Annotated in this window: 17 protein-coding genes; 14 read left to right on the top strand and 3 right to left on the bottom strand. The window is 61.2% G+C overall.

Annotation, left to right across the window (positions count from 1 at the left end; translation table 11 throughout):
- Positions 1-14 precede the first annotated feature (14 nt).
- The gene (gene pcaQ / locus ACVDG9_RS00205; RefSeq protein WP_055656875.1) at positions 15-935 is read right to left on the bottom strand and encodes a pca operon transcription factor PcaQ; all 921 of its coding nucleotides are present in this window, start codon (positions 933-935) and stop codon (positions 15-17) included.
- A 92-nt stretch (positions 936-1,027) separates the two neighbouring features.
- Between pcaQ and pobA the strand changes: the two genes are divergently transcribed.
- The 7 genes from pobA (at position 1,028) to ACVDG9_RS00170 (ending at position 7,151) form a co-directional block, all read left to right on the top strand.
- Positions 1,028-2,197 carry a 4-hydroxybenzoate 3-monooxygenase gene (pobA, locus tag ACVDG9_RS00200; protein WP_022999296.1) on the top strand — a complete coding sequence of 390 codons (1,170 nt, stop codon included), beginning with the start codon at positions 1,028-1,030 and terminating at the stop codon, positions 2,195-2,197.
- Positions 2,197-2,988, top strand: coding sequence for a 3-oxoadipate enol-lactonase (pcaD, locus tag ACVDG9_RS00195; protein ID WP_447237019.1), 792 nt, complete (start codon positions 2,197-2,199; stop codon positions 2,986-2,988). The genes pobA and pcaD overlap by 1 nt, the downstream gene beginning before the upstream one ends.
- On the top strand, positions 2,981-3,385 hold the full coding sequence (gene pcaC, locus ACVDG9_RS00190) for a 4-carboxymuconolactone decarboxylase (protein WP_022999298.1): 405 nt from the start codon (positions 2,981-2,983) through the stop codon (positions 3,383-3,385). Before pcaD ends, pcaC begins: the two co-directional genes overlap by 8 nt.
- 13 nt (positions 3,386-3,398) lie before the next feature.
- Positions 3,399-4,127: a protocatechuate 3,4-dioxygenase subunit beta gene (pcaH, locus tag ACVDG9_RS00185; RefSeq protein WP_055656871.1), complete on the top strand. Its 729-nt coding sequence runs from the start codon at positions 3,399-3,401 to the stop codon at positions 4,125-4,127.
- 2 nt (positions 4,128-4,129) lie between these two features.
- On the top strand, positions 4,130-4,750 hold the full coding sequence (gene pcaG / locus ACVDG9_RS00180) for a protocatechuate 3,4-dioxygenase subunit alpha (protein WP_075284651.1): 621 nt from the start codon (positions 4,130-4,132) through the stop codon (positions 4,748-4,750).
- 196 nt (positions 4,751-4,946) lie between these two features.
- Complete coding sequence (locus ACVDG9_RS00175) at positions 4,947-5,783, top strand: 3-oxoadipate:acetyl-CoA acetyltransferase (RefSeq protein ID WP_447237018.1); 837 nt, start codon at positions 4,947-4,949, stop codon at positions 5,781-5,783.
- 54 nt (positions 5,784-5,837) lie between these two features.
- Entirely contained in the window at positions 5,838-7,151 is a 1,314-nt protein-coding gene (locus ACVDG9_RS00170; protein WP_447237017.1) for a lyase family protein, read from the top strand.
- Positions 7,152-7,164: 13 nt separating this feature from the next.
- Here ACVDG9_RS00170 and ACVDG9_RS00165 read toward each other — a convergent pair whose 3' ends face one another.
- On the bottom strand, positions 7,165-8,064 hold the full coding sequence (locus ACVDG9_RS00165) for a LysR family transcriptional regulator (protein ID WP_022999303.1): 900 nt from the start codon (positions 8,062-8,064) through the stop codon (positions 7,165-7,167).
- A gap of 202 nt (positions 8,065-8,266) precedes the next feature.
- Between ACVDG9_RS00165 and xdhA the strand changes: the two genes are divergently transcribed.
- The 6 genes from xdhA to maiA all read left to right on the top strand — a co-directional run bounded on the left by xdhA (position 8,267) and on the right by maiA (position 16,900).
- On the top strand, positions 8,267-9,730 hold the full coding sequence (gene xdhA, locus ACVDG9_RS00160; RefSeq protein WP_447237016.1) for a xanthine dehydrogenase small subunit: 1,464 nt from the start codon (positions 8,267-8,269) through the stop codon (positions 9,728-9,730).
- Positions 9,731-9,747: 17 nt separating this feature from the next.
- A complete protein-coding gene (gene xdhB, locus ACVDG9_RS00155; protein WP_447237015.1) occupies positions 9,748-12,090 on the top strand; it encodes a xanthine dehydrogenase molybdopterin binding subunit in 2,343 nt (780 codons plus the stop codon).
- 3 nt (positions 12,091-12,093) lie between these two features.
- Positions 12,094-12,948 carry a xanthine dehydrogenase accessory protein XdhC gene (gene xdhC, locus ACVDG9_RS00150; protein WP_447237014.1) on the top strand — a complete coding sequence of 285 codons (855 nt, stop codon included), beginning with the start codon at positions 12,094-12,096 and terminating at the stop codon, positions 12,946-12,948.
- 68 nt (positions 12,949-13,016) lie between these two features.
- Positions 13,017-14,600 (top strand): permease family protein, encoded by a 1,584-nt coding sequence (locus ACVDG9_RS00145; protein WP_031268760.1) that lies wholly within the window; start codon positions 13,017-13,019, stop codon positions 14,598-14,600.
- 66 nt (positions 14,601-14,666) lie between these two features.
- The gene (gene guaD, locus ACVDG9_RS00140) at positions 14,667-16,046 is read left to right on the top strand and encodes a guanine deaminase (protein WP_447237013.1); all 1,380 of its coding nucleotides are present in this window, start codon (positions 14,667-14,669) and stop codon (positions 16,044-16,046) included.
- A gap of 209 nt (positions 16,047-16,255) precedes the next feature.
- Positions 16,256-16,900 (top strand): maleylacetoacetate isomerase, encoded by a 645-nt coding sequence (gene maiA, locus ACVDG9_RS00135; RefSeq protein WP_447237012.1) that lies wholly within the window; start codon positions 16,256-16,258, stop codon positions 16,898-16,900.
- A gap of 7 nt (positions 16,901-16,907) precedes the next feature.
- Here the strand turns inward: maiA and ACVDG9_RS00130 are convergent, their stop codons facing one another.
- Positions 16,908-17,798 carry a FecR family protein gene (locus ACVDG9_RS00130; protein ID WP_447237011.1) on the bottom strand — a complete coding sequence of 297 codons (891 nt, stop codon included), beginning with the start codon at positions 17,796-17,798 and terminating at the stop codon, positions 16,908-16,910.
- A gap of 372 nt (positions 17,799-18,170) precedes the next feature.
- On the opposite strand from ACVDG9_RS00130, the gene ACVDG9_RS00125 reads away from it, so the two are divergent.
- Positions 18,171-20,390, top strand: coding sequence for a CHASE2 domain-containing protein (locus ACVDG9_RS00125; RefSeq protein ID WP_447237010.1), 2,220 nt, complete (start codon positions 18,171-18,173; stop codon positions 20,388-20,390).
- Positions 20,391-20,425: the final 35 nt, after the last annotated feature.

Genomic DNA, 20,425 nt, shown 5'->3' with positions numbered 1-20,425 from the left:
GCGTCACCACACGATCAGGAACTCAGCCCCAGCTCCTCGATCACGGTCTGAACCGCCAGCCGGAAGACCTGTTCCTCGGCTCCCGGCTGGGTGTCCGGACGGGTCATCAGGCCGACAGGCCCCTTGGTCATGTCGGTGTCGAACGGCAGGCGGACGAGGTGGCCGTCGGCGGTTTCGTTCTGCACCACGCCGGACGAAATGATCCAGACCGCGTCGGTCCGGCGGGTATAGACCCTGCCGAAAGCACCCGAGACCGTTTCGATCTTGTTCGGGATCTCGCCGACCCCGTTGGCGATCATGAAGCGCTCGACCAGAGGCCGGATCGCCGCGCCTTCCGGTGGATAGAGCACGGGCCATTCGACGATACGCTTGATGTCCGGTCTTTCCAGTAGCGGGTGCCCGACCCGGACGATCACATCGACCCGCTCGGAATAAAGCTGGGTGAAGGAAACGCCTTCCATGGAAACCGGCCTGCCGAGCCGGCCGATCACCAGGTCGAGTTCACCCATCTTCAGCCGTTCGATCAGGTAGCCGTGCGGGCCGTCCATGATCTGGACCATGACATGAGGTGCCAGTTCGGAAAACTCCTTGATGACCGGGGGCATGAAGCTGGCCGCGACACTCGGCAGAACGCCCACCTTCAAGGTCGCACGGGCGTGTTCGCCTTCCTTCTCGACCCCGTCCAGGCCTTGCTGCAGGCTCGCCAGAGAGATCTGCGCGAAATGCAAAAACACCTTGCCCTGTTTGGTCAGCGCGATGCCGGCCCGGTTTCGCGTCATCAGGCTGGCGCCGATGATGTCTTCCAGTTCCTTGAGCGTTTTGGAGATCGCCGGCTGGGTGAGATTCAACTTGTCGGCAGCCAGTTTCAGGCTGCGTTCCTGCGCAATCTCCACGAAGCACTGGATGTGCCGGAACTTGATGCGTCGGTCGATCATTTAATTTCTCATTTTGGAAAGAAAGAAGCCGAATATCTCATTTTACTTCCCAATTTTGATCATTCAATATCAATTCAACAAGGGAGGATCGGATGCGAACTCAGGTTGTCATTGTCGGCGGTGGACCGTCCGGCCTGCTGCTCGGGCAGCTTCTTCATCTGAAGGGCATCGAGACCATCATTCTGGAGCGCAAGACGCGTGAATATGTGCTTGGCCGCATCAGGGCCGGCATTCTGGAAACGGGTCTCGTCAACATGATGCGCGAGGCAGGCGTGGCCGAGCGGATGGACAAGGAATGCTTCGTCCATGACGGCACCTGCATCTCGTACGAAAACGAGATGTTCGACATCAACTTCCAGAAGCTGATCGGCCAGAATGTCGTCGTCTACGGCCAGACGGAAGTCACGCGTGATCTTTATGACGCCCGCGATGCGGTTGGCGGTCAGACGATTTTCGAGGTCGAGGGGGTCGAGATCCGCGATGCGGACACCGACGCGCCCTATGTCACCTTTACCGTGGACGGCAGCGCGCGGCGCATCGATTGCGATTTCGTGGCGGGCTGTGACGGGTTCCACGGCGTCAGCCGCAAGACCATTCCCGACACCGTGCGCAAGGACTACGAGAAGGTGTTTCCCTTCGGCTGGCTGGGCGTTCTGTCCGAGACGCCGCCGGTGCATGAAGAACTGATCTATGCCAATTCGGCACGCGGCTTCGCGCTTTGCTCCATGCGTAACGAAAACCTGTCGCGCTACTACGTCCAGTGCAATGTCAGCGACGACATTTTCGAATGGACCGACGAGAAGTTCTGGGACGAACTGAGACGCCGGCTACCGGAAGCGGTTGCCGACAAGCTGGTGACCGGACCCTCTATCGAGAAATCCATTGCCCCGCTCAGGTCCTTCGTGTGCGAGCCGATGCGCTGGGGTCGTCTGTTCCTGTGCGGCGATGCCGCCCATATCGTGCCGCCAACCGGCGCCAAGGGCCTCAACACCGCTGCCTCCGACGTGCATTACCTCTACGAGGGTCTGGTGCATTACTATCAGGACAAGGACAGCCACGGCATCGATACCTATTCGGAGAAAGCCCTGGCTCGGATCTGGAAAGCGGAGCGTTTCAGCTGGGCGACCACCAACATGCTGCACCGGTTCCCGGATCAGTCGGATTTCGATCTGAAGATGCAGCGGGCGGAAATCGAGTCTCTGCATCACAATGAAACCGCGCAGAAGTGGTTTGCGCAGAACTATGTGGGACTGCCCTACTGATGAAGATCGCGCGACTGTCTTCTGCCGACATTCACTGGCGCGAAGATGGCGACCCGGACGGCACGCCTGTCGTCTTCGCCAATTCGCTCGGGACGGAATTGCGGCTCTGGGACAAGGTCATCGACCTTCTGCCGGAAACAGGCCTCCGGCTGATCCGCTTCGACAAGCGCGGTCACGGGCTGTCCTCCTGTCCCGAGAGCCCCTACTCCATGGACGATCTCGCCAGCGACACGCAACAGCTGCTCGATCACCTTCAGATCGGCTCCTGTGTTTTTGTCGGGCTTTCCATCGGCGGCATGATCGGTCAGCTCCTTTCGCACCGGCAGCCGGAACGCATCAAGGGTCTGGTACTGTCCAACACCGGCGCGAAAATGGGCGAAGCCGCCATGTGGCAAGACCGGATTGCCCGGATCCGTGCAGGCGGCATCGAGAGCCTTGCCGATGCCATTCTGGAGCGCTGGTTTTCGGAAGATTTCCGCCAGACGGCCGAATGCCTGGCCTGGCGCCACATGCTGGTTCGCACGCCGACAGAGGGTTACATCGGCTGCTGCGAAGCAATAGCCGGCGCAGATCTGACGGACAGCACGTCCGGACTTCGCCTGCCGGTACTGGGTATCGGCGGCAGCGAGGACCTCGCCAGCCCGCCGGCCATGGTGCGCGGCACGGCGGACCTCATCGCCGGCAGCCGCTACGTTGAAATTTCCGGTGCGGGCCATCTGCCCTGCGTCGAAAAGCCGGATGTCTTTGCCGGCCATCTCATGACTTTCCTGAAGGAGGACCTCCATGTCTGAGCGTTTTGAAACCGGCATGAAGGTCAGGCGATCCGTGCTTGGCGATGAACATGTCGACCGGGCAGAAGCCGCCAAGACGCCACTTGACGAACCATTCCAGACCCTGATCACCGAGGGTGCCTGGGGCACGGTTTGGGCGTCGGACGGCATCAGTCCGCGGGAGCGTTCGATGCTGACGCTCGCCCTTCTGGCGGCACTCGGCAATTTCGAGGAGATTGCCATGCATATCCGGGCAACCGCCCGCACCGGCGCCAGCAAGCAGGACGTGCTCGAGGCGTTTCAGCATGTGGCGGTCTATGCCGGCGTGCCACGTGCCAACCAGGCGCTCAAGATCGCCAAGGAAACTTACGCCGAAATGGAACGCAGCGGCCAGAAGCTGACCGCGACAGGCGGTTAACGGAGGAAAATCGATGTTGAAACCCGGACCTTTCTATCAGCGGGACCGCGAGTGGCATCCGCCTGCACATACGCCGGACTACAAGACCAGCGTGTCGCGCTCGCCGCAATATTCGATGATCAGCCTGGAAAACAACGTCAGCGAGATCACCGGCCCGACCTTCGGCCATAACGACATCGACCCGCTCGACAAGGACCTGATCTACAACTACGCGAAGGCGGGTGAAAGTGCGATCGGCGAGCGGATCATCCTGCATGGCCGGGTGCTGGACGAGAACGCGAAGCCGATCCCGAACACCCTGGTGGAGATCTGGCAGGCCAATGCGGGCGGACGCTACCGGCACAAGAAGGACACCTATCTTGCGCCCATCGACCCGAATTTCGGCGGCTGCGGCCGCACCCTGACCGACGAGAACGGCTACTACTATTTCCGCACGATCAAACCGGGCGCCTACCCCTGGCGCAACTGGGTGAACAACTGGCGGCCGGCCCATATCCACATGTCGATCTTCGGCACTGCCTTCTGTCAGCGTCTGATCACCCAATGCTATTTCGAGGGCGATCCGCTCATTCCGAAATGCCCGATCGTGAACACCATTCCCGATCCGGCGGCCATTGAGCAACTGGTCGCCAAGCTCGACCTCAATGCCACCATCCCGCTGGACACGATCGCCTACAAGTTCGACATCGTCCTGCGCGGACGCCGCTCGACCCTGTTTGAAAACCGGCCGGAGGGAAACTGATCATGACGCAGCAACTCGACTATCTGAAGGAAACGCCTTCCCAGACGGCCGGACCTTACGTTCACATCGGCCTCGCGCCAGGCGCCGCCGGTTTCGACATCTATCGGCAGGAACTGGGATGGGATATCGCAGGCCCCAATGCCAAGGGTGAGCGCATTCGTGTGGAAGGTGTCGTCATCGATGGCATGGGCTCGCCGATCAAGGACGTGATGCTGGAAACCTGGCAGGCCAACAGCGAGGGCATTTACGCCCATCCTGAACATGCCGGCGACGTGGAAGACGGGTTTCGCGGCTGGGGCCGTGTCATCACCGATTTCGACACCGGCGAATGGGGGTTCGACACGGTCAAGCCAGGCCCGGTCAAGCTGCCGGACGGCAAGGTTTCCGCGCCCCATATCAGCCTCTGGATCGTCGCACGCGGCATCAATGTCGGGCTTCAGACCCGCCTTTACTTCGAGGACGAAACCGAGGCCAACGCGGCCGACCCGGTGATCAACCTGATCGAATGGGAAAAGCGCCGCCAGACCCTGATCGCCCGGAAGACCGAGCGCGACGGCAAGACGGTCTATCGTTTCGAGGTCAAGCTGCAAGGCCCGGACGAAACGGTGTTCTTCGATATCTGAGAGGGCACAAACCACTCTTCCTCATCCTGAGGAGCTTGGCCAAGCCAAGCGTCTCGAAGGATGGGCGGCGCACTCAAAGTATGCGGCCCATCCTTCGAGACAGCACTGAAGCGCTTCCTCAGGATGAGGGAGGCTTATGCAACGATCGCCGCTCCTTGTTGGGACAGGCGCAAGCGAAACCGGAGCGGCGTGAAACATGTCCAAGCCCTGCATCATCTGTGTCGCGATTACCGGATCGCTGCCGAATAAGGAAAACAATCCGGCGGTGCCGATCACCGTTGCGGAGCAGGTGGAAAGCACGCAGGCTGCCTTCGAGGCCGGTGCGAGCATCGTCCACGCCCATGTGCGCAACGACGATGAGACGCCATCCTCGGATCCGGAGAAGTTCGCGCGGCTCAAGGAAGGGCTGGAAAAACACTGCCCGGGCATGATCATCCAGTTTTCGACCGGAGGCCGTTCGGGTGCCGGGAAGGAACGTGGCGGCATGATTGCCCTTCAGCCCGACATGGCGTCGCTGTCCGTCGGCTCCAACAATTTTCCGACCCGGGTCTATGAGAACCCGCCGGATCTGGTCGACTGGCTTGCCAGCGAGATGCGCAACCATCATGTGAAACCGGAGATCGAGGCGTTCGACCTGAGCCACATTCATCAGGCGGCTGCCATGAACCGCGACGGGCGTATTCCCGGCAAGCTTTATGTGCAGTTCGTCATGGGCGTGAAGAATGCCATGCCGGTCGACCGGGATGTCTTCGACTATTACATAAAGACCGTTGAACGGCTGGTACCGGACGCCGAATGGTGTGCCGCCGGGATCGGCCAACACCAGTTCACCCTCAACGAGTGGTGCATTTCCTCAGGCGGGCATACCCGCACCGGCCTGGAAGACAACATCCGCCTCGACCGGGACACGCTTGCCCCTTCCAATGCGGCGCTTGTAAAACGGGCGGCGGATCTTTGCGAGAAATATGAGCGTCCCGTCGCGACCTGGCAGCAGGCGCGCGAGATCCTGTGTCTGCCGCTGAAGGCGGCTTGACCCGCCTTTCCACTTGGCTCTCAATAAGGGCCCATCCAGAGACCCTGCCGAGCCATGCCTCTTTCGCTATTTTCCAGCCAGATCCATTCCTCCCTCTTTGCTGACGGTGACCTGACCAAGCTTCTCGCTGATGGCAGCGATGTCGCGCATATGATCGCCTTCGAGCGCGCCCTCGCTATCGTACAGGGGCGCCTGGAGATCATTCCGGCGCAGGCCGCGCGGGAGATATCAGAGAAGCTCGCCGACGCTAAGATCGAGCCCGCAAACCTTGCGGCCGGTACAAGATCCGCCGGCGTGCCCGTTCCAGCGCTTGTGGCGGAACTGCGCAAGCAGCTCAGCGCCGACGCCGGGGCCTGGCTGCACTGGGGCGCGACCAGTCAGGACGTCATCGACACGGCGCTGGTCCTTCAGGCGAAAGTGGCGCTGGAGATCCTGGGCGCTCGACTGGAAAAACTGGTCGATACGCTGGAACGGCAGAGCGAGCGCCATGCGGATCAGCTCATGGCGGGGCGTACGCGCAGCCAGGTTTCGACACCGATCACCCTCGGCTACCGGATCGCGCAATGGGCGCATCCGCTGATAGATGCAGAAAATGCCCTGCCCGCGCTCAGGTCCGCCGTGCTGCGCGTCCAGTTTGGCGGCGCCTCAGGCATCAACAGCGCAATCGCTCCGGATGGAACCGCAGTCTCGGCGGCGCTCGCACTGGAACTCGGCCTTGAAGACAGCCCGTCGTGGCACGTCAACCGGACGCCCATTCTGGCGCTTGCGGGCTGGCTGCAACAGATCACCTCCGCCCTTGCGAAGATGGCTGGAGACCTGGCGCTTTCCGGCCGCACGGACATTGCGGAAGTTTCCAGCGGGACCGGTGGCGGATCCTCGACCATGCCGCAAAAGGCGAACCCGGTGCAGGCCGAGACCATTCAGGTGCTCAACAGCATTGCGATTGCCGCCCAGGCCGGGCTTGCCGCTGCCGCCAGCCCCCTTGAGGAGCGCGACGGGACAGCGTGGCCGCTGGAATGGCATTTCCTGCCACAAATGCTGCTGGCCGCAGGCGCTGCGCTGGTGCACGCAGAAGAGCTTGCCACCAGCCTGCAGGCGCATGAGGCCAACCTCGCCGCAACGCTGGCGTCAAACCCGGAAATCATGGCCGAAACCGCCAGTTTCGTTCTCGCCCGGAACGGCGTTTCCCGCGCTGAGGCAAAGGATCTTGTCGCGGCAGCTGCAAAGGACCCGGCCCCCTTTGCCGAAGCCCTTGCAAGGATTTCGCCGGTCAGCCTTGACTGGCAGAAGGAACTGGATCCGCAACAGGTCATCGCACCGGCAAGGGACATGTCGGCGCGGATCTTTCAGACCCGCCGCAGAGACTGAACAGGGTCAGGCCCTACCCGGCCACATCCGCGTTGCTGATCACGAAATCCACGAAGTGGCGGATCTTCGGGTCCTGAAGGCGCCTGTGCGGATAGAGGCAGCCGAAGATGGTGGGGGGAGGCGGCGTATCCTTCAGGATCTCCACCAGACGGCCGCTTTCCAGATGCTGGGCTACGTCGAACCTTGGCTTGTTGACGATGCCGTATCCTGACAAGGCCCAGTCGGTGAGAACGTCGCCATGGTCGGCATCCATCTTGCCGGAAACCTGAAGCTTGCGCGGCCCGGCCGGTGTCTGCAGAACCCAGTAATATTCCGGCGAGCGCGGGTAGCGCAGCAGCAGGCAATTATGCTCGTCGCTCAGGAGATCATCCGGGGTACGGGGCGTACCGTGCTTTTCCAGGTACTCCGGAGCCGCGCAGAGCACCCGGGGGCAATCGGATATCTTGCGCAGCTTCAGATTGGAATCCTGCGGGGTGCCGATGAAAAAAGCGACGTCCAGCCCGTCGGACAGGATGTCGACCTTGCGGTCCGACAGGCGCATATGCACTTCCGTTGCCGGGAATTTTTCAACGAAACGCGGCACCAGCGGGGCGATGATGCGCCGGCCGGCACCAAGCGGTGCCGTGACCCGGATGACCCCGCGCGGCGTATCGGAAAAGCTGGCGACCGCGGCTTCCGCGTCTTCGATGGATTCCAGCGCCTTCACCGCATAATCGTAGAACACCTTGCCGACCTCGGTCGGCGTGAGGGACCTTGTGGTGCGGTTGAAGAGCCGCACGCCGAGATGCTTTTCCAGCTCCTTTATGCGCTTGCTGGCAACCGCCGGTGTCAGGCGCAAGTCGCGTCCGCCGGATGTGATGCTGCCCAGTTCGACCACGCGTGTGAAGACGCGCAGGGATTCCAGATAGGACATGGCCTCTTGCCTCGGATTTGAATTCTCGTGCGATTACAGGGCGCTCGTTCTCATGATCGACTTTGGTCGCATTTCCCGAGCCACAGTATCGCACGGCCATTTTCAATGATCTGTTGAAAGAATTTCCGGAATCACCGGATTTTTTGCAAGTGTCCTGAAGCGTACCGTCCTCGGCTGAGAGAAGACTTTGCCCGAGGACGCGATGACCCACCGCACAGAAATCCGGTTTCTGCTGAACGGCGCCGACGTGATTGTCACGGATGCGCCTGCCGACAAGACCCTGCTCGACTACCTGCGCCTGGAACGCCGGCTGACGGGCTCCAAGGAAGGCTGTGCGGAAGGCGACTGCGGGGCCTGCACAGTGTTGGTCGGCCGGCTGGCCGGCGGCGTTCTGAAATATGAGACCGTCAATGCCTGCATCCGGTTTCTCGCGTCGCTTGATGGATGCCACGTGGTCACCATCGAGCATCTGCGGGGAGAAAACGGTGGTCTGCATCCGATCCAGCAGGCGATGGTCGATTTCCACGGCAGCCAGTGCGGCTTCTGCACCCCAGGCTTCGTCATGTCGCTCTACGCGCTGTGGATGGGCAATCCGCAACCGACAGAAACGGAAGTCGAAAGCGCGATCCAGGGCAATCTCTGCCGCTGCACCGGCTATCAGCCAATCATTGCCGCCGCCATGGCCGCCAACCGCTACGGCTCGCCGGCGCAGGATTTCCTGGAAACGGAACGGGCAACCATCACCGAACGGCTGGCAGCGCTTTCCGACGGCCGCCGTGTCGTCACCGGCCCTGACGACAACAAGGCGATCCTTCCGGCGGATGTCGCCGACTTCGCAGCCGTTCTGGAAGACTTTCCGCAGGCGACCATTGTTGCGGGTTCCACCGATGTCGGTCTCTGGGTCACCAAGTTCATGCGCCCCATCGGCCCGGCCGTCTTCATCAGCCACCTTCAAGAGCTGAAATCGGTCACCTTGAGCGACACAGCGCTGGAGATTGGTGCAGGCGTCACCTACTCGGAAGCACAGGCGACCATCTGCGAGATTTTTCCGCATCTGAAAAGCTACTGGGACCGGATCGCCGGCCAACAGGTGCGCAACATGGGCACCATCGGCGGCAACATCGCCAATGGATCGCCGATCGGCGATACGCCGCCCGTGCTGATCGCGCTCGGGGCCCAAATCGTTCTGCGCAAGGGAGCCACGCAGCGCAGCCTGCCACTGGAGCAGTTCTTCATCGAATACGGCAAACAGGACCGGGCGCCCTCCGAATTCGTCGAGAGCATCCTGATCCCGCGACCCCGTTCCGGCCAGTTTCACGCTGCCTACAAGATTTCCAAGCGCCGGGACGAGGATATCTCGTCTGTCGCCGCCGGTTTCTGCGTGACCGTTTCCGAAGGCCGCATCACCGATTGCCGCCTGGCATTCGGCGGCATGGCCGGCACGCCGAAGCGGGCCGCCAAAGCAGAAGCCGCGCTGCGCGGCCAGCCCTGGGGGGAAGCTGCGTTCCTGGCTGCCGGCAAGGCGCTGGAAGCCGATTTCACACCGCTTTCCGACTGGCGCGCCTCGGCCGAGTACCGGGCGACTGCCGCGCGCAACCTGCTGCAGCGCTTCTTCCTGACCCATGACGAAACGACCTCGGAAGCGGTCGATCTGCTGTCTGCTTGAGTTTTGAGGCGAACCACATGAAACACGACATCATCACGGACGCCAAGAAGTCGATCAGCGGCGCTGTCCATACCGACCGCCGCCACGACAGCGCGGAAAAGCACGTTACCGGCCGGGCAGAATATTGCGACGACCTTGCCGAACCGCAGGGCACCCTGCATGCCTACCTCGGCACGTCCACGGTTGCCCACGGCCTGATCAAGTCAATGGATCTGGAGGCGGTTCTGGCAGCTCCCGGTGTCATCGGAGTGCTGACGGCGGCCGACGTTCCGGGCTGCAACGACATCAGCCCCACGGGCCAGAACGACGAACCGGTGTTCCCGGTCGACAAGACGGAATTCCATGGTCAGCCGCTGTTTGCCGTCATCGCAACAAGCCGCGACGCTGCCCGGCGGGCCACCGAACTGGCAAAGATCGACTATGAGGTCCTGCCGCATGCGCTTGATCCCGTCAGTGCGATGGATGCCGGCTATCCGCATGTCACCGCACCGCTGAAGCTGGAACGCGGCGACATCGCCCCTGCCTTCGACAGCGCGAAGAATCGCATCCAGGGCCGGATGACGATCGGCGGCCAGGACCACATGTACCTGGAAGGCCAGATCGCCTTTGCCATTCCGGGTGAGGACGACGACGTCGCTGTCCACTGCTCGACCCAGCACCCGAGCGAGGCACAGCACATGGTTGCCCATGTGCTCGGCGTGCCGTCGAACGCGGTCACGGTCAACGTCCGCCGCATGGGCGGTGGCTTCGGCGGTAAGGAAAGCCAGATGAACCTCTTCTGCGCGGTGGCTGCCATCGCCGCGAAGAAGTGGAACTGCCCGGTAAAGATCCGCCCGGACCGCGACCAGGACATGACCGCCACCGGCAAGCGGCACGACTTCGTGGTCGACTACGACGTTGCCTTCGACGACATCGGCCGGATCGAGGCTGTCGACGGCACCTTCGCGGCCCGTTGCGGTTATTCTTCCGACCTTTCCGGGCCGGTCACCGACCGCGCGCTGTTCCACGCGGACAATGCCTATTTCTATCCGAATGTCCGGCTCACCAGCCGGCCGATGAAAACCAACACGGTCTCGAACACTGCTTTCCGAGGGTTCGGCGGGCCGCAGGGCGTGGTTGCCGCCGAACGCATGATCGAGGAGATCGCCTATGCGCTCGGCAAGGACCCGCTGGAGATCCGCAAGGCCAATTTCTATGGCGACCGCAACGACGGCCGTCTCCTCACCCCCTATCACCAGGAGGTCGAGGACAACATCTTGCCGCGCTTGATCGGAGAACTCGAAAGCTCCTCTGACTACCAGGCCCGCCGTGAGGCGATCACGCAGCACAATGCCCGTTCCTCCATACTAAAACGGGGTATTGCGCTGACACCGGTCAAGTTCGGCATTTCTTTTACAGCCACCTGGTACAATCAGGCCGGCGCGCTGATCCACATCTACAATGACGGATCGATCCACCTGAACCATGGCGGCACCGAAATGGGCCAGGGCCTGAACACCAAGGTGGCCCAGGTCGTGGCAGATGCCTTCCAGGTGGATTTCGAGCGCATCAAGATCACCAAGACGACGACCGAAAAGGTGCCGAATACATCGGCAACCGCTGCCTCATCGGGTTCCGACCTCAACGGCATGGCCGCCTTGAATGCGGCCGAACAGCTGAAGGAACGTCTGGTCGCCTTTGCCGCCGAGCGCTGGAACACGGAACCGGAAACCATCCGTTTCCATAACAACATGGTCGAGATCGGGTCCGAACTGGTGTCCTTCAATGATCTTGTCCGCCAGGCCTACATGGCCCGTGTGCACCTGTCGGCTGCCGGCTTCTACAAGACGCCGAAGATCCATTGGGACCGCGCCGCCGGAAAGGGCCGTCCGTTCTACTATTTCGCCTATGGCGCATCCTGCTCGGAAGTTTCCGTCGACACACTGACCGGTGAATACCGGGTGGAGCGGACCGATATCCTGCATGACGTCGGCAAGTCGCTGAACCCGATCCTCGACAAGGGTCAGGTGGAAGGTGCCTTCATTCAGGGCATGGGCTGGCTGACGACGGAAGAACTGTGGTGGGACCAGGCCGGAAGCCTCAGGACCCACGCGCCGTCGACCTACAAGATCCCGCTCGCCTCCGACCGGCCACGCCAGTTCACCGTGAAGCTTGCCGAATGGTCGGAAAACAAGGAACGCACCATCAAGCGCTCCAAGGCCGTGGGCGAACCGCCCTTCATGCTGGGTGTGTCCGTCTTCGAGGCGCTTTCCATGGCCGTTGCCAGTGTCGCCGATTACCGCGAATGCCCGCGCCTTGATGCCCCGGCAACGCCGGAGCGGGTGCTGATGGCCATCGAGCGGCTGAAAACCCGGGAGTAAATCATGACAATGCGCTCCAGCCAGACCGAAAGCTTCTTCGGCTCAGCCCACCCGATCGTCCGTGTCGTGCTGACGCGGGTTCGAGGATCGTCCCCTCGGGAAGCCGGAACGGAGATGTTCGTTGCCCCGAACAGCCTCTTCGGCACCATCGGCGGCGGCCAACTGGAGCACATCGTCATTACCCAGGCCCGTTCGATGCTGGCCGACGGCACGCTTTCCTCCAGGCTCGACTTGCCGCTCGGCCCGGAAATCGGCCAGTGCTGCGGCGGACGGGTGGAAATATCACTTGCACGCATGCGCAAAGCCGAACGGCAGGCAGTCATCAGCCGCCTGCGGGACGAGGACGATGCGCTGCCGCATGTCTATGTCATGGGCGCGGGACATGTCGGCCGGGCGATTGCCAACCTGCTGCAGCATGCCCCGGTTCACTGCGTACTGGTCGACATGCGCAAGGAAGAGCTGGCGCAATGCCAGGCGCGTGTCGACATGCGCCTGCGGGCCATTCCGGAAGTCGAAATCTACAATGCGCCTGCGGGCAGCGCCTTTATCGTGCTGACCCATGACCACGGTCTGGACTTCCTGCTGACGTCGGCCGCGCTGGAGATCGGCCATGCGTCCTACGTCGGCATGATCGGGTCGGCCACAAAACGCGCCAAGCTGCGCTCCTGGTGCAACAGCCATTGCAATGGCCTTTCCATCGACCAGCTGACCTGCCCGATCGGCGCAACCGCCAGCCGGGACAAGCGCCCCGAGATCATCGCCGCTTTTGTCGCCGCAGAAGTCCTGACCGCCCTGACCTCGGGCGCAAGAGCTGCCGGCGATACGGAGGAGGCTGCGCTGCTGGAGGCCGCGCAGTGAAACAACGGCTGCCCTGTCCTTTGGGAGATGGAACAGGACGGCTGTCTTACCCTGAAAGGAGACCCGACATGCGGGTTGGGAGGAACGACTACACTTTGTTTTCGAGGGGGGACTTCAGCGCCTTCTGGGCCCTGTTCACCGACAACCTCGTAAACCTCATGGTCCTGGCAGGCATCTGCCAGTTCGTATTCCAGATGCCGGCGGACATTGTCTACGGCAAGATCGTGCCGGGTGCCGCCATTGCGATCCTGGCCGGTGTCGCTGCCTATGTCCTGCTGGCCAAACGCGCCGCCGCACAGCATGGCCGGGATGTCACCGCGCTGCCTTACGGCATTTCGACACCGGTGATGTTCGTCTATCTCTTCGGCGTCATCGGACCGATCTACTGGGCGACCAATGATCCGGTTCTTGCCTGGCAGGTCGGCATCGGCGCGGGCTTCATGGGCGGCATCGTCGCGGCCCTTGGTGCGCTTGTCGGTCCCTGGCTGAAAAAGGTGACCCCGCGTGCAGGCATGCTCGGCACCTTGTGCGGCATCGCCCTGGTGTTCATCGGCACCGTGCCGCTGGCAACGGTGTTCGAGAACCCGTTCATTGGCTTTGCCTCGATGATCATCATCCTGTGGGGTCTCGTCGGCCGGTTCCGCCTGCCGTTCAACATTCCGGCCGGCCTGCTGGCCCTGATGGTCGGCACCGGGGTCGCGCTGGCCACCGGTCAATCGACGATCAGCTTCGAGGGCGTCGGCTTCTATCCGCCCGTTCCCTACCTTGGCGACCTGATGGCCGGGATCCAGCACCTGTTCAACCATCCGGAGCTGTTCCTGGTGCTGGTGCCGGTGCAGATCTACAATTTCATCGAAACGATGAACAACGTGGAGAGCGCGGAAGCCGCAGGCGACCACTATCCGGTGGCAACCTGCCAGATCACCGACGGTGTCGGCACCATGATCGGCGCGCTGTTCGGTTCGCCCTTCCCGACGACCGCCTATATCGGCCATCCGGCCTACAAGCGCATGGGTGCTCATGCAGGATACGTGATCGGCGTCGGCGCGGTCATTCCGCTGGCGGCCTTTTTCGGATTGCTTGCCTTCCTGAACAACTTGATCCCGGTGGCCGCTGCCGCCCCCGTCCTGGTGTTCGTCGCGCTCAGCCTCATCACCAACACCGCCCATGCCGTGCGTACCGACCATATGGCCGCCGTCACCATCGCAATGATGCCGCACGTCTCCAGCTTCCTCATCATCAAGTGGGGCTCACTGATCGGCGCGCTCGGCGCGACCGGGGCCACCGGCATGCTGGCCCTTGGCGATCCGAAACTGACCGCAGCGCTGCTGCAGCAGGGCGCCCATTACGAAGGTCACCTCGCCCTCAGCCAGGGTGCCATCCTGACGGGTCTCATCTGGGGCGCCATCGTTGCCAGCGTCATTGACGGCAAGTTCCGCAATGCCGGTGGCTTCGCCTTTGCCGCCTTTGCCATGGCCTCGGTCGGGATCATCCATTCGGCAACGCTTCACTGGCCGGAATTTACCACCGTCAGCCTCGGCTACCTGATCGCCGCCGCCTTCCTGTTCATCTACCCGATCTTCCACCGTGAAGACGCGGCAGAGCCGGAAGCCGAGCCGATTGCCACTGCCCAGGTCAGCCCGGGCGAATGAACCAGACCTAAAACCACTTCGGGGCGGATCTTCCGCCCCGAACTCCGACAAACGGGACCTTTCTCGATGCCTTCCGACCGTCTCTTGCTTCGTGGCCGCCTGCTGACTTTTTCAGCCGAGCCGCAATCCCCGGACGACACCTCCGCCTTCGATTACATCGAGGATGGTGCGCTTCTGATCGAAAACGGCCTCATCCTGCGGCGTGGCAGCTATTGCGAAGTGGTTGCCGGGGCGGGTGATGCGGAAATCATCGATCACCGGCCGAAACTGCTGATGGCGGGGTTCATCGATACCCATATCCATTTTCCGCAGGTGCAGATCGTCGCGTCCTGGGGGGCACAGCTTCTTGACTGGCTGAACACCTACACCTTCCCGGAAGAAACCCGCTTTGCGGATGAAGGCCATGCTGCCGCCATGGCCTGCCGCTTCTTCGACCTGCTGACCGACCATGGCACCACGACGGCCGTTGCCTATTGTTCGGTTCACAAGGCCTCGGCGGAGGCCTATTTCGAGGAAGCCGAGCAGCGCAACATGCGGATGATCGGCGGCAAGGTGCTGATGGACCGCAACGCCCCGGACGGGCTGCGCGACACGCCGCAATCCGGCTACGACGACACGAAGGACCTGATCGCCAAATGGCATGGACGAGGGCGTGCGAGCTACGCCATTACGCCGCGCTTCGCGATCACCTCAACTCCGGAACAGATGGAGATGGCCGGCGCGCTGGTTGCCGAGCATCCGGACTGCTTCGTCCAGACCCATCTGTCGGAAAACAAAACCGAGATCGCCTACACGCTGGAGCTTTACCCGGAAGCCCGCGACTATCTCGATGTCTACCAGCGCTACGGCCTCCTGTCGGACAAGATGCTGCTCGGCCACTCGATCCACCTGGAACAGCGCGAGATTGATGCGCTGGCCGAAACCGGCGCCCGACCGGTGTTCTGCCCGACGTCGAACCTCTTCCTCGGCAGCGGTCTTTTCGATGATGCAGGCTTGCGCTCGAAGGGCATCGTCAACGCCATTGCCACCGACATCGGCGCCGGCACCAGCTATTCCATGCTGCAGACACTGAACGAGGGTTACAAGATCCTGCAGCTGCAGGACCAGAAACTGCATCCCTTCCGCGCCTTCCACTGGATCACCCGCGGCAATGCCGTCGCGCTCGGCCTGGAAGACAGGATCGGCACCCTGGACGAAGGCACGGAAGCGGACATCGTGGTGCTGGACAGCCGTGCAACCGAGGCGATGGCCCTGCGCATGGAGCGCGCTTCGACCCTTGCGGAAGAGCTTTTCGTTCTGCAGATGCTGGGCGACGACCGGGCCATCGACGAGGTCTATGTCGCCGGCAAACCGCAGAAAGGCAAGGCACCGGCGGTTCCGCAGCCCTCACCAGCAAGGACACGCAAAACGCCTGCTGCCCGAGAAAAGGACCTTGTCCTGTCCTGACCTGCGAACCTGGCCGCAAACTTCGAAGTCACCCCGGGCGAGCATCGCGAGACCCGGGATGACCTACAGAAGAAGAGAAAAGATAACGGCAAGGGCTTCTTCACCGGCTCAGCAAAAAATCGGCTTTTGATGCCGTTCCGCGCACACGGACTTGCCAATTCATGGCCAAATAAGTGTATCAATGCACACCGTGTTGCTGGGAGGGATTCGTGGCGAAAGATATTGTTTTATATGACTACTGGCGGTCCTCGGCGAGCTATCGCGTGCGCATTGCGCTCAATCTGCTGAAGCTCGATGTTGACTACCGGCCGGTGAACCTTCTGACCCGCGCCCATCTGGAAGATGACTATCTCGCTCTCAACCCTCAGGGCCTGCTGCCTGCGCTGATCGTTGACGGCAAGACGCTGACCCAGTCGCTGGCCATCATCGAATATCTGCATGCAACCACACCCGGTTCGACCTTGATGCCGGACGATGTCGACGGCCAGTACCGGGTGCGTCAGCTCTCCTATGCCATTGCCATGGAAATCCACCCGGTCTGCAATCTCGGGATTGTTGGTCATGTGGCGGAGCTGACCGGCGGTGGCGATGATGCCAAGAAAGCCTGGATGCAGCGCTTTATCGGCAAGGGCCTTGCCGCCTTCGAGAACCTTCTGGATGACAACGGTCCGTTCTGCCACGGCAAAACGCCGAGCATGGCCGACTGCTGCCTGATGCCTCAGCTCTATAACGCCAATCGCTGGGGTGTGGATGTTTCCGGATTTCCGAAAATTCTGCGTGCTGCTGCTGCCGCCGAAGCGCTCGACGCGTTCAAGGACGCCCATCCGGATGCCATCGGCGCGCCGCCCGCCTGATAAAAGGCTAATTATTGCGGCGTTCAGCCTGGTTGCGGGCCTGTCTGTTTTCTCCCGGTGTGCTGCCGCTCCTGCCCGGTGAATCGCTGCTCTGGCCGGGTGCGTTTGCACTGTTTCCGCGAGAGCCGCCGGAGAATCTTTCTCCCGCATTGCCGACAGCATTGCCGTTGCCCGGATTGTTGGGAACGCCAGCGCTCGCAGGCGCACCGCCAGATTGTGTCGCCGGTTCTGGCGAACTGGAAACGGAATTGCTCGGCTCTGAGCTATTCGAACCTGGGCTGTTCGGCTCGGGGCTGCTTCGCTCGGGGCTGTTCAGGTTCTCGGTTGGTTGTCGCGGACTGAAGAGGGCGCGGAAAATGTTCCTGGGTTGCTGCTCGGGAACCCGATCGGGTGCCAGCCTCGCATTTTTCACGGTGCATCCAGATCCGCGCTGCCTGAACTGTCTGTTCAGGTTCGACTCATTTACGAGTAGCGGAAAGAGTGACTTCGACCGATTTCTGAGTGCATCCGAATTCAGCCGATCCTGTTTCACCCCGCGCCGACCGATAAGGACATAGTCACACCGGTTTCGGACCAATTGACAGCGCCCGCTCCTGTCGCATGCGTTGATCGCACCGCGCAACAGGGCGACATTGGTTCCCTGAGGCGTGATTGTCACATCGAAAGCCGTGCCCCGCACGCCGATCGTGCCATTCGGTGTCCGTATGCTGTAGGCGGAAGACTTGCTGCGCCCGCTGATGAAGCGGAAGGCGCCGCGCGTTGCACTAACAGTAAGCTTGCTAACAGTCTGACCCGTGATCACGAAGTCATCGATCTTCACATCCGCATTGGGACCGACAACAATCTTGGTGCCGTCGATCAGCCGGATCTGTGCGTTTCCGCTGGAATTGGCACGCAACCGGTCGTCCCTGAAAATGGATGTGTTTGATGCCAAGATGCGGGGGTCACCTCCCCCCGTCGCTTTGACGGTCTTTCTTGCATCAACAGTTATGCCAACCTTGTCGGCCAAGGACACCGACGAATAAAAGATGGATAACGATAAAACTATTAAAACCGGGGCAAACCTCATAGCTCCCACTCCGGCCCGACCGATGAGATCTTACCACATCCTTAACCAATAGACGAATCGTTTCCGATTTCCTGGTTCAAACATTGTTCTTTTTGTCAAGGTCTATTTTTCTCAGAAACGCGTATTCTAGCGTAGAGTGGACACCAGACATGGGAACGGTGTCGCGGCTCCCGAACAGCACTGTCGGTCAGGGGCATGCCGGTGGGAAAGACGCTTTTCAACTTGCTACGCAACAGGCACGTTTTCGTCCTGGGTCTGACGCTGATCCTCCTTTTCGGCGCCCGTGAACTACGCCTGTCCGATCCCCCGTTCATAGCGTCCCTGCGCTGGATCACCTTCGACACCTATCAGCGTTTCAAACCGAGGGAGGCTTTGGGGCAACCGATCCGGATCATCGACATCGACGAGAAGTCGATAGCGCAGCTAGGCCAATGGCCGTGGCCGCGTACGCAGATTGCCAAACTTCTGGAGCGTATTCAGAACCTGGGAGCCGCCTGCGCTGCCTTTGACATGGTGTTTTCCGAGCCCGACCGGACGGGACCGGCGGGGTTCTTGCGGGAGCTGGAAGAACGCGGTTGGCCCGGCCGCGACGAGATCAAGCCACTGCTCTCGGGAATACCCGACAATGATGCTGTTTTCGTTCAATCAATGGCCGGGGTACCGACGATCCTCGGGTTTTTCAACGAACCGAGATCGGCAATGGGACTGCCCGATGCCAAGGCTGCCTACGTCGTCCTCGGGGAAGATCCGACACCGCTCCTCGACCCGATCAGAGGCAGCGTGATGAGCCTGCCGCCCTATCAGGCTGTCGCGGAGGGAAGTGGTACGATTTCCCTTGGGCAGGCGGATTCCGACGGGGTGGTGCGCCAGGTTCCAATGTTCATCGCCGGCACGAACGGTGAAATATATCCGGCCCTGGCACTTGAGACGCTTCGTGTCGCACTTGGCGACAAAACCTTTGTTCTCAAGACTTCGGAAGCGAGCGGCGAGTTCAGTGCAGGAACACTCGCCATGACTGAATTCAAGGTTGGAGAGTTCCAGGTTCCGGTGACGGCCAATGGCCATCTGCTGATCTATTATTCGCGCAATGACCCGTCTCTCTATCTTTCTGCGCGGGATCTTCTGAACCTGTCGGACGAGGAGCTGGCCCCGCTGATCGAGGGCCACATCATCCTCTTCGGATCGTCGGCTGCCGGATTGCGAGACATCAGGCTCACGGCTCTCGGCGAGAGCGTTCCGGGTGTTTTCATGCATCAGCAGATCATTGACCAGATCCTGTCGAACACGTTTCTCAACCGTCCCGACTGGGCGACAGGAGCCGAAATCGCGGCGTTGTTCATCGTGACGCTCATTATCGGTGCCATATTGCCGTCAACGGGCGCGATCCCATCGGCTGCCGTTGGCGCCGTCCTGAGCGCGGCAGTTAGCGGCGGAAGCTGGTTTGCCTTTTCCAGCTATGGCCTCCTTCTGGATCCGGTCTTCCCCATGCTGGTTTCCGGGCTTATTTTTCTTCTGACCACAATCTTGATGTTTGCCTTCGCGGAGCGGGAAAAGCGGTTTGTCCGAAGGGCGTTCCAGCGCTATCTCGCACCGGATTTGCTCAGAAAGCTGGAGGAGCAGCCTCACACGCTGCGTCTCGGAGGCGAAATCCGCGACATGACGATGATGTTCATGGACGTGAGGGGGTTTACGCCGATATCCGAAAAGCTGCCTCCTGAAGACGTGGTCGCATTCCTGAACCGTCTGCTGTCTCCACTATCGGAATGCATCCAGAAACGGGAAGGCGCAATCGACAAATATATTGGCGATTCAATCATGGCGTTCTGGAACGCGCCGCTTGACGTTGCCGATCATCCGGTCAAGGCCGCCCATGCTGCGCTGGACATGATAAAAATCGTCAAGGAACTCAACGACCGGGATGCCTTCGGCTTCAAGTCCGGACCCCATAAATTGGGCGACATCCGCATTGGCATCGGCCTGAACAGCGGACCTGGTTGCGTTGGCAACATGGGCTCGAGTTCGCGGTTCAACTACTCGGTCATCGGTGACGCCGTCAACGTTGCTTCCAGAGTCGAGACAGCCTGCAAGCAGGTCGGCTGGCCTATTTTGCTGACGCAAACAACTGCCACCGCGTGCAAGGCCATGGCACTTCTGGAAGCAGGGTCGATTACACTCAAGGGCAAGGCTCAGCCCGCGACTCTCTACGCGCTTGTCGGCGATGAGGCACTTGCCCGAACGAAAGAGTGGCAGGCATTGGAAAGGCTGCACAGGGAACTTATCGAAGGACGTGCGCGCGTCGCCAGTCGCGCAGAGATCGAACGCCTTGTGAACGCCTGCCTCGCGGTGGCTCCGGTCGACTTGAACGCCTTCTACGACAGTTTCATGCCGTCGCCCATCATCGAGGAACTTGCCGGGGAGTAATGCCTGCAGTGCATTCTCGCAGGATGCATGCGAGG

This window comes from Roseibium sp. RP-7 (assembly GCF_053005225.1).
This window is presented reverse-complemented; position numbering and strand designations above follow the sequence as displayed.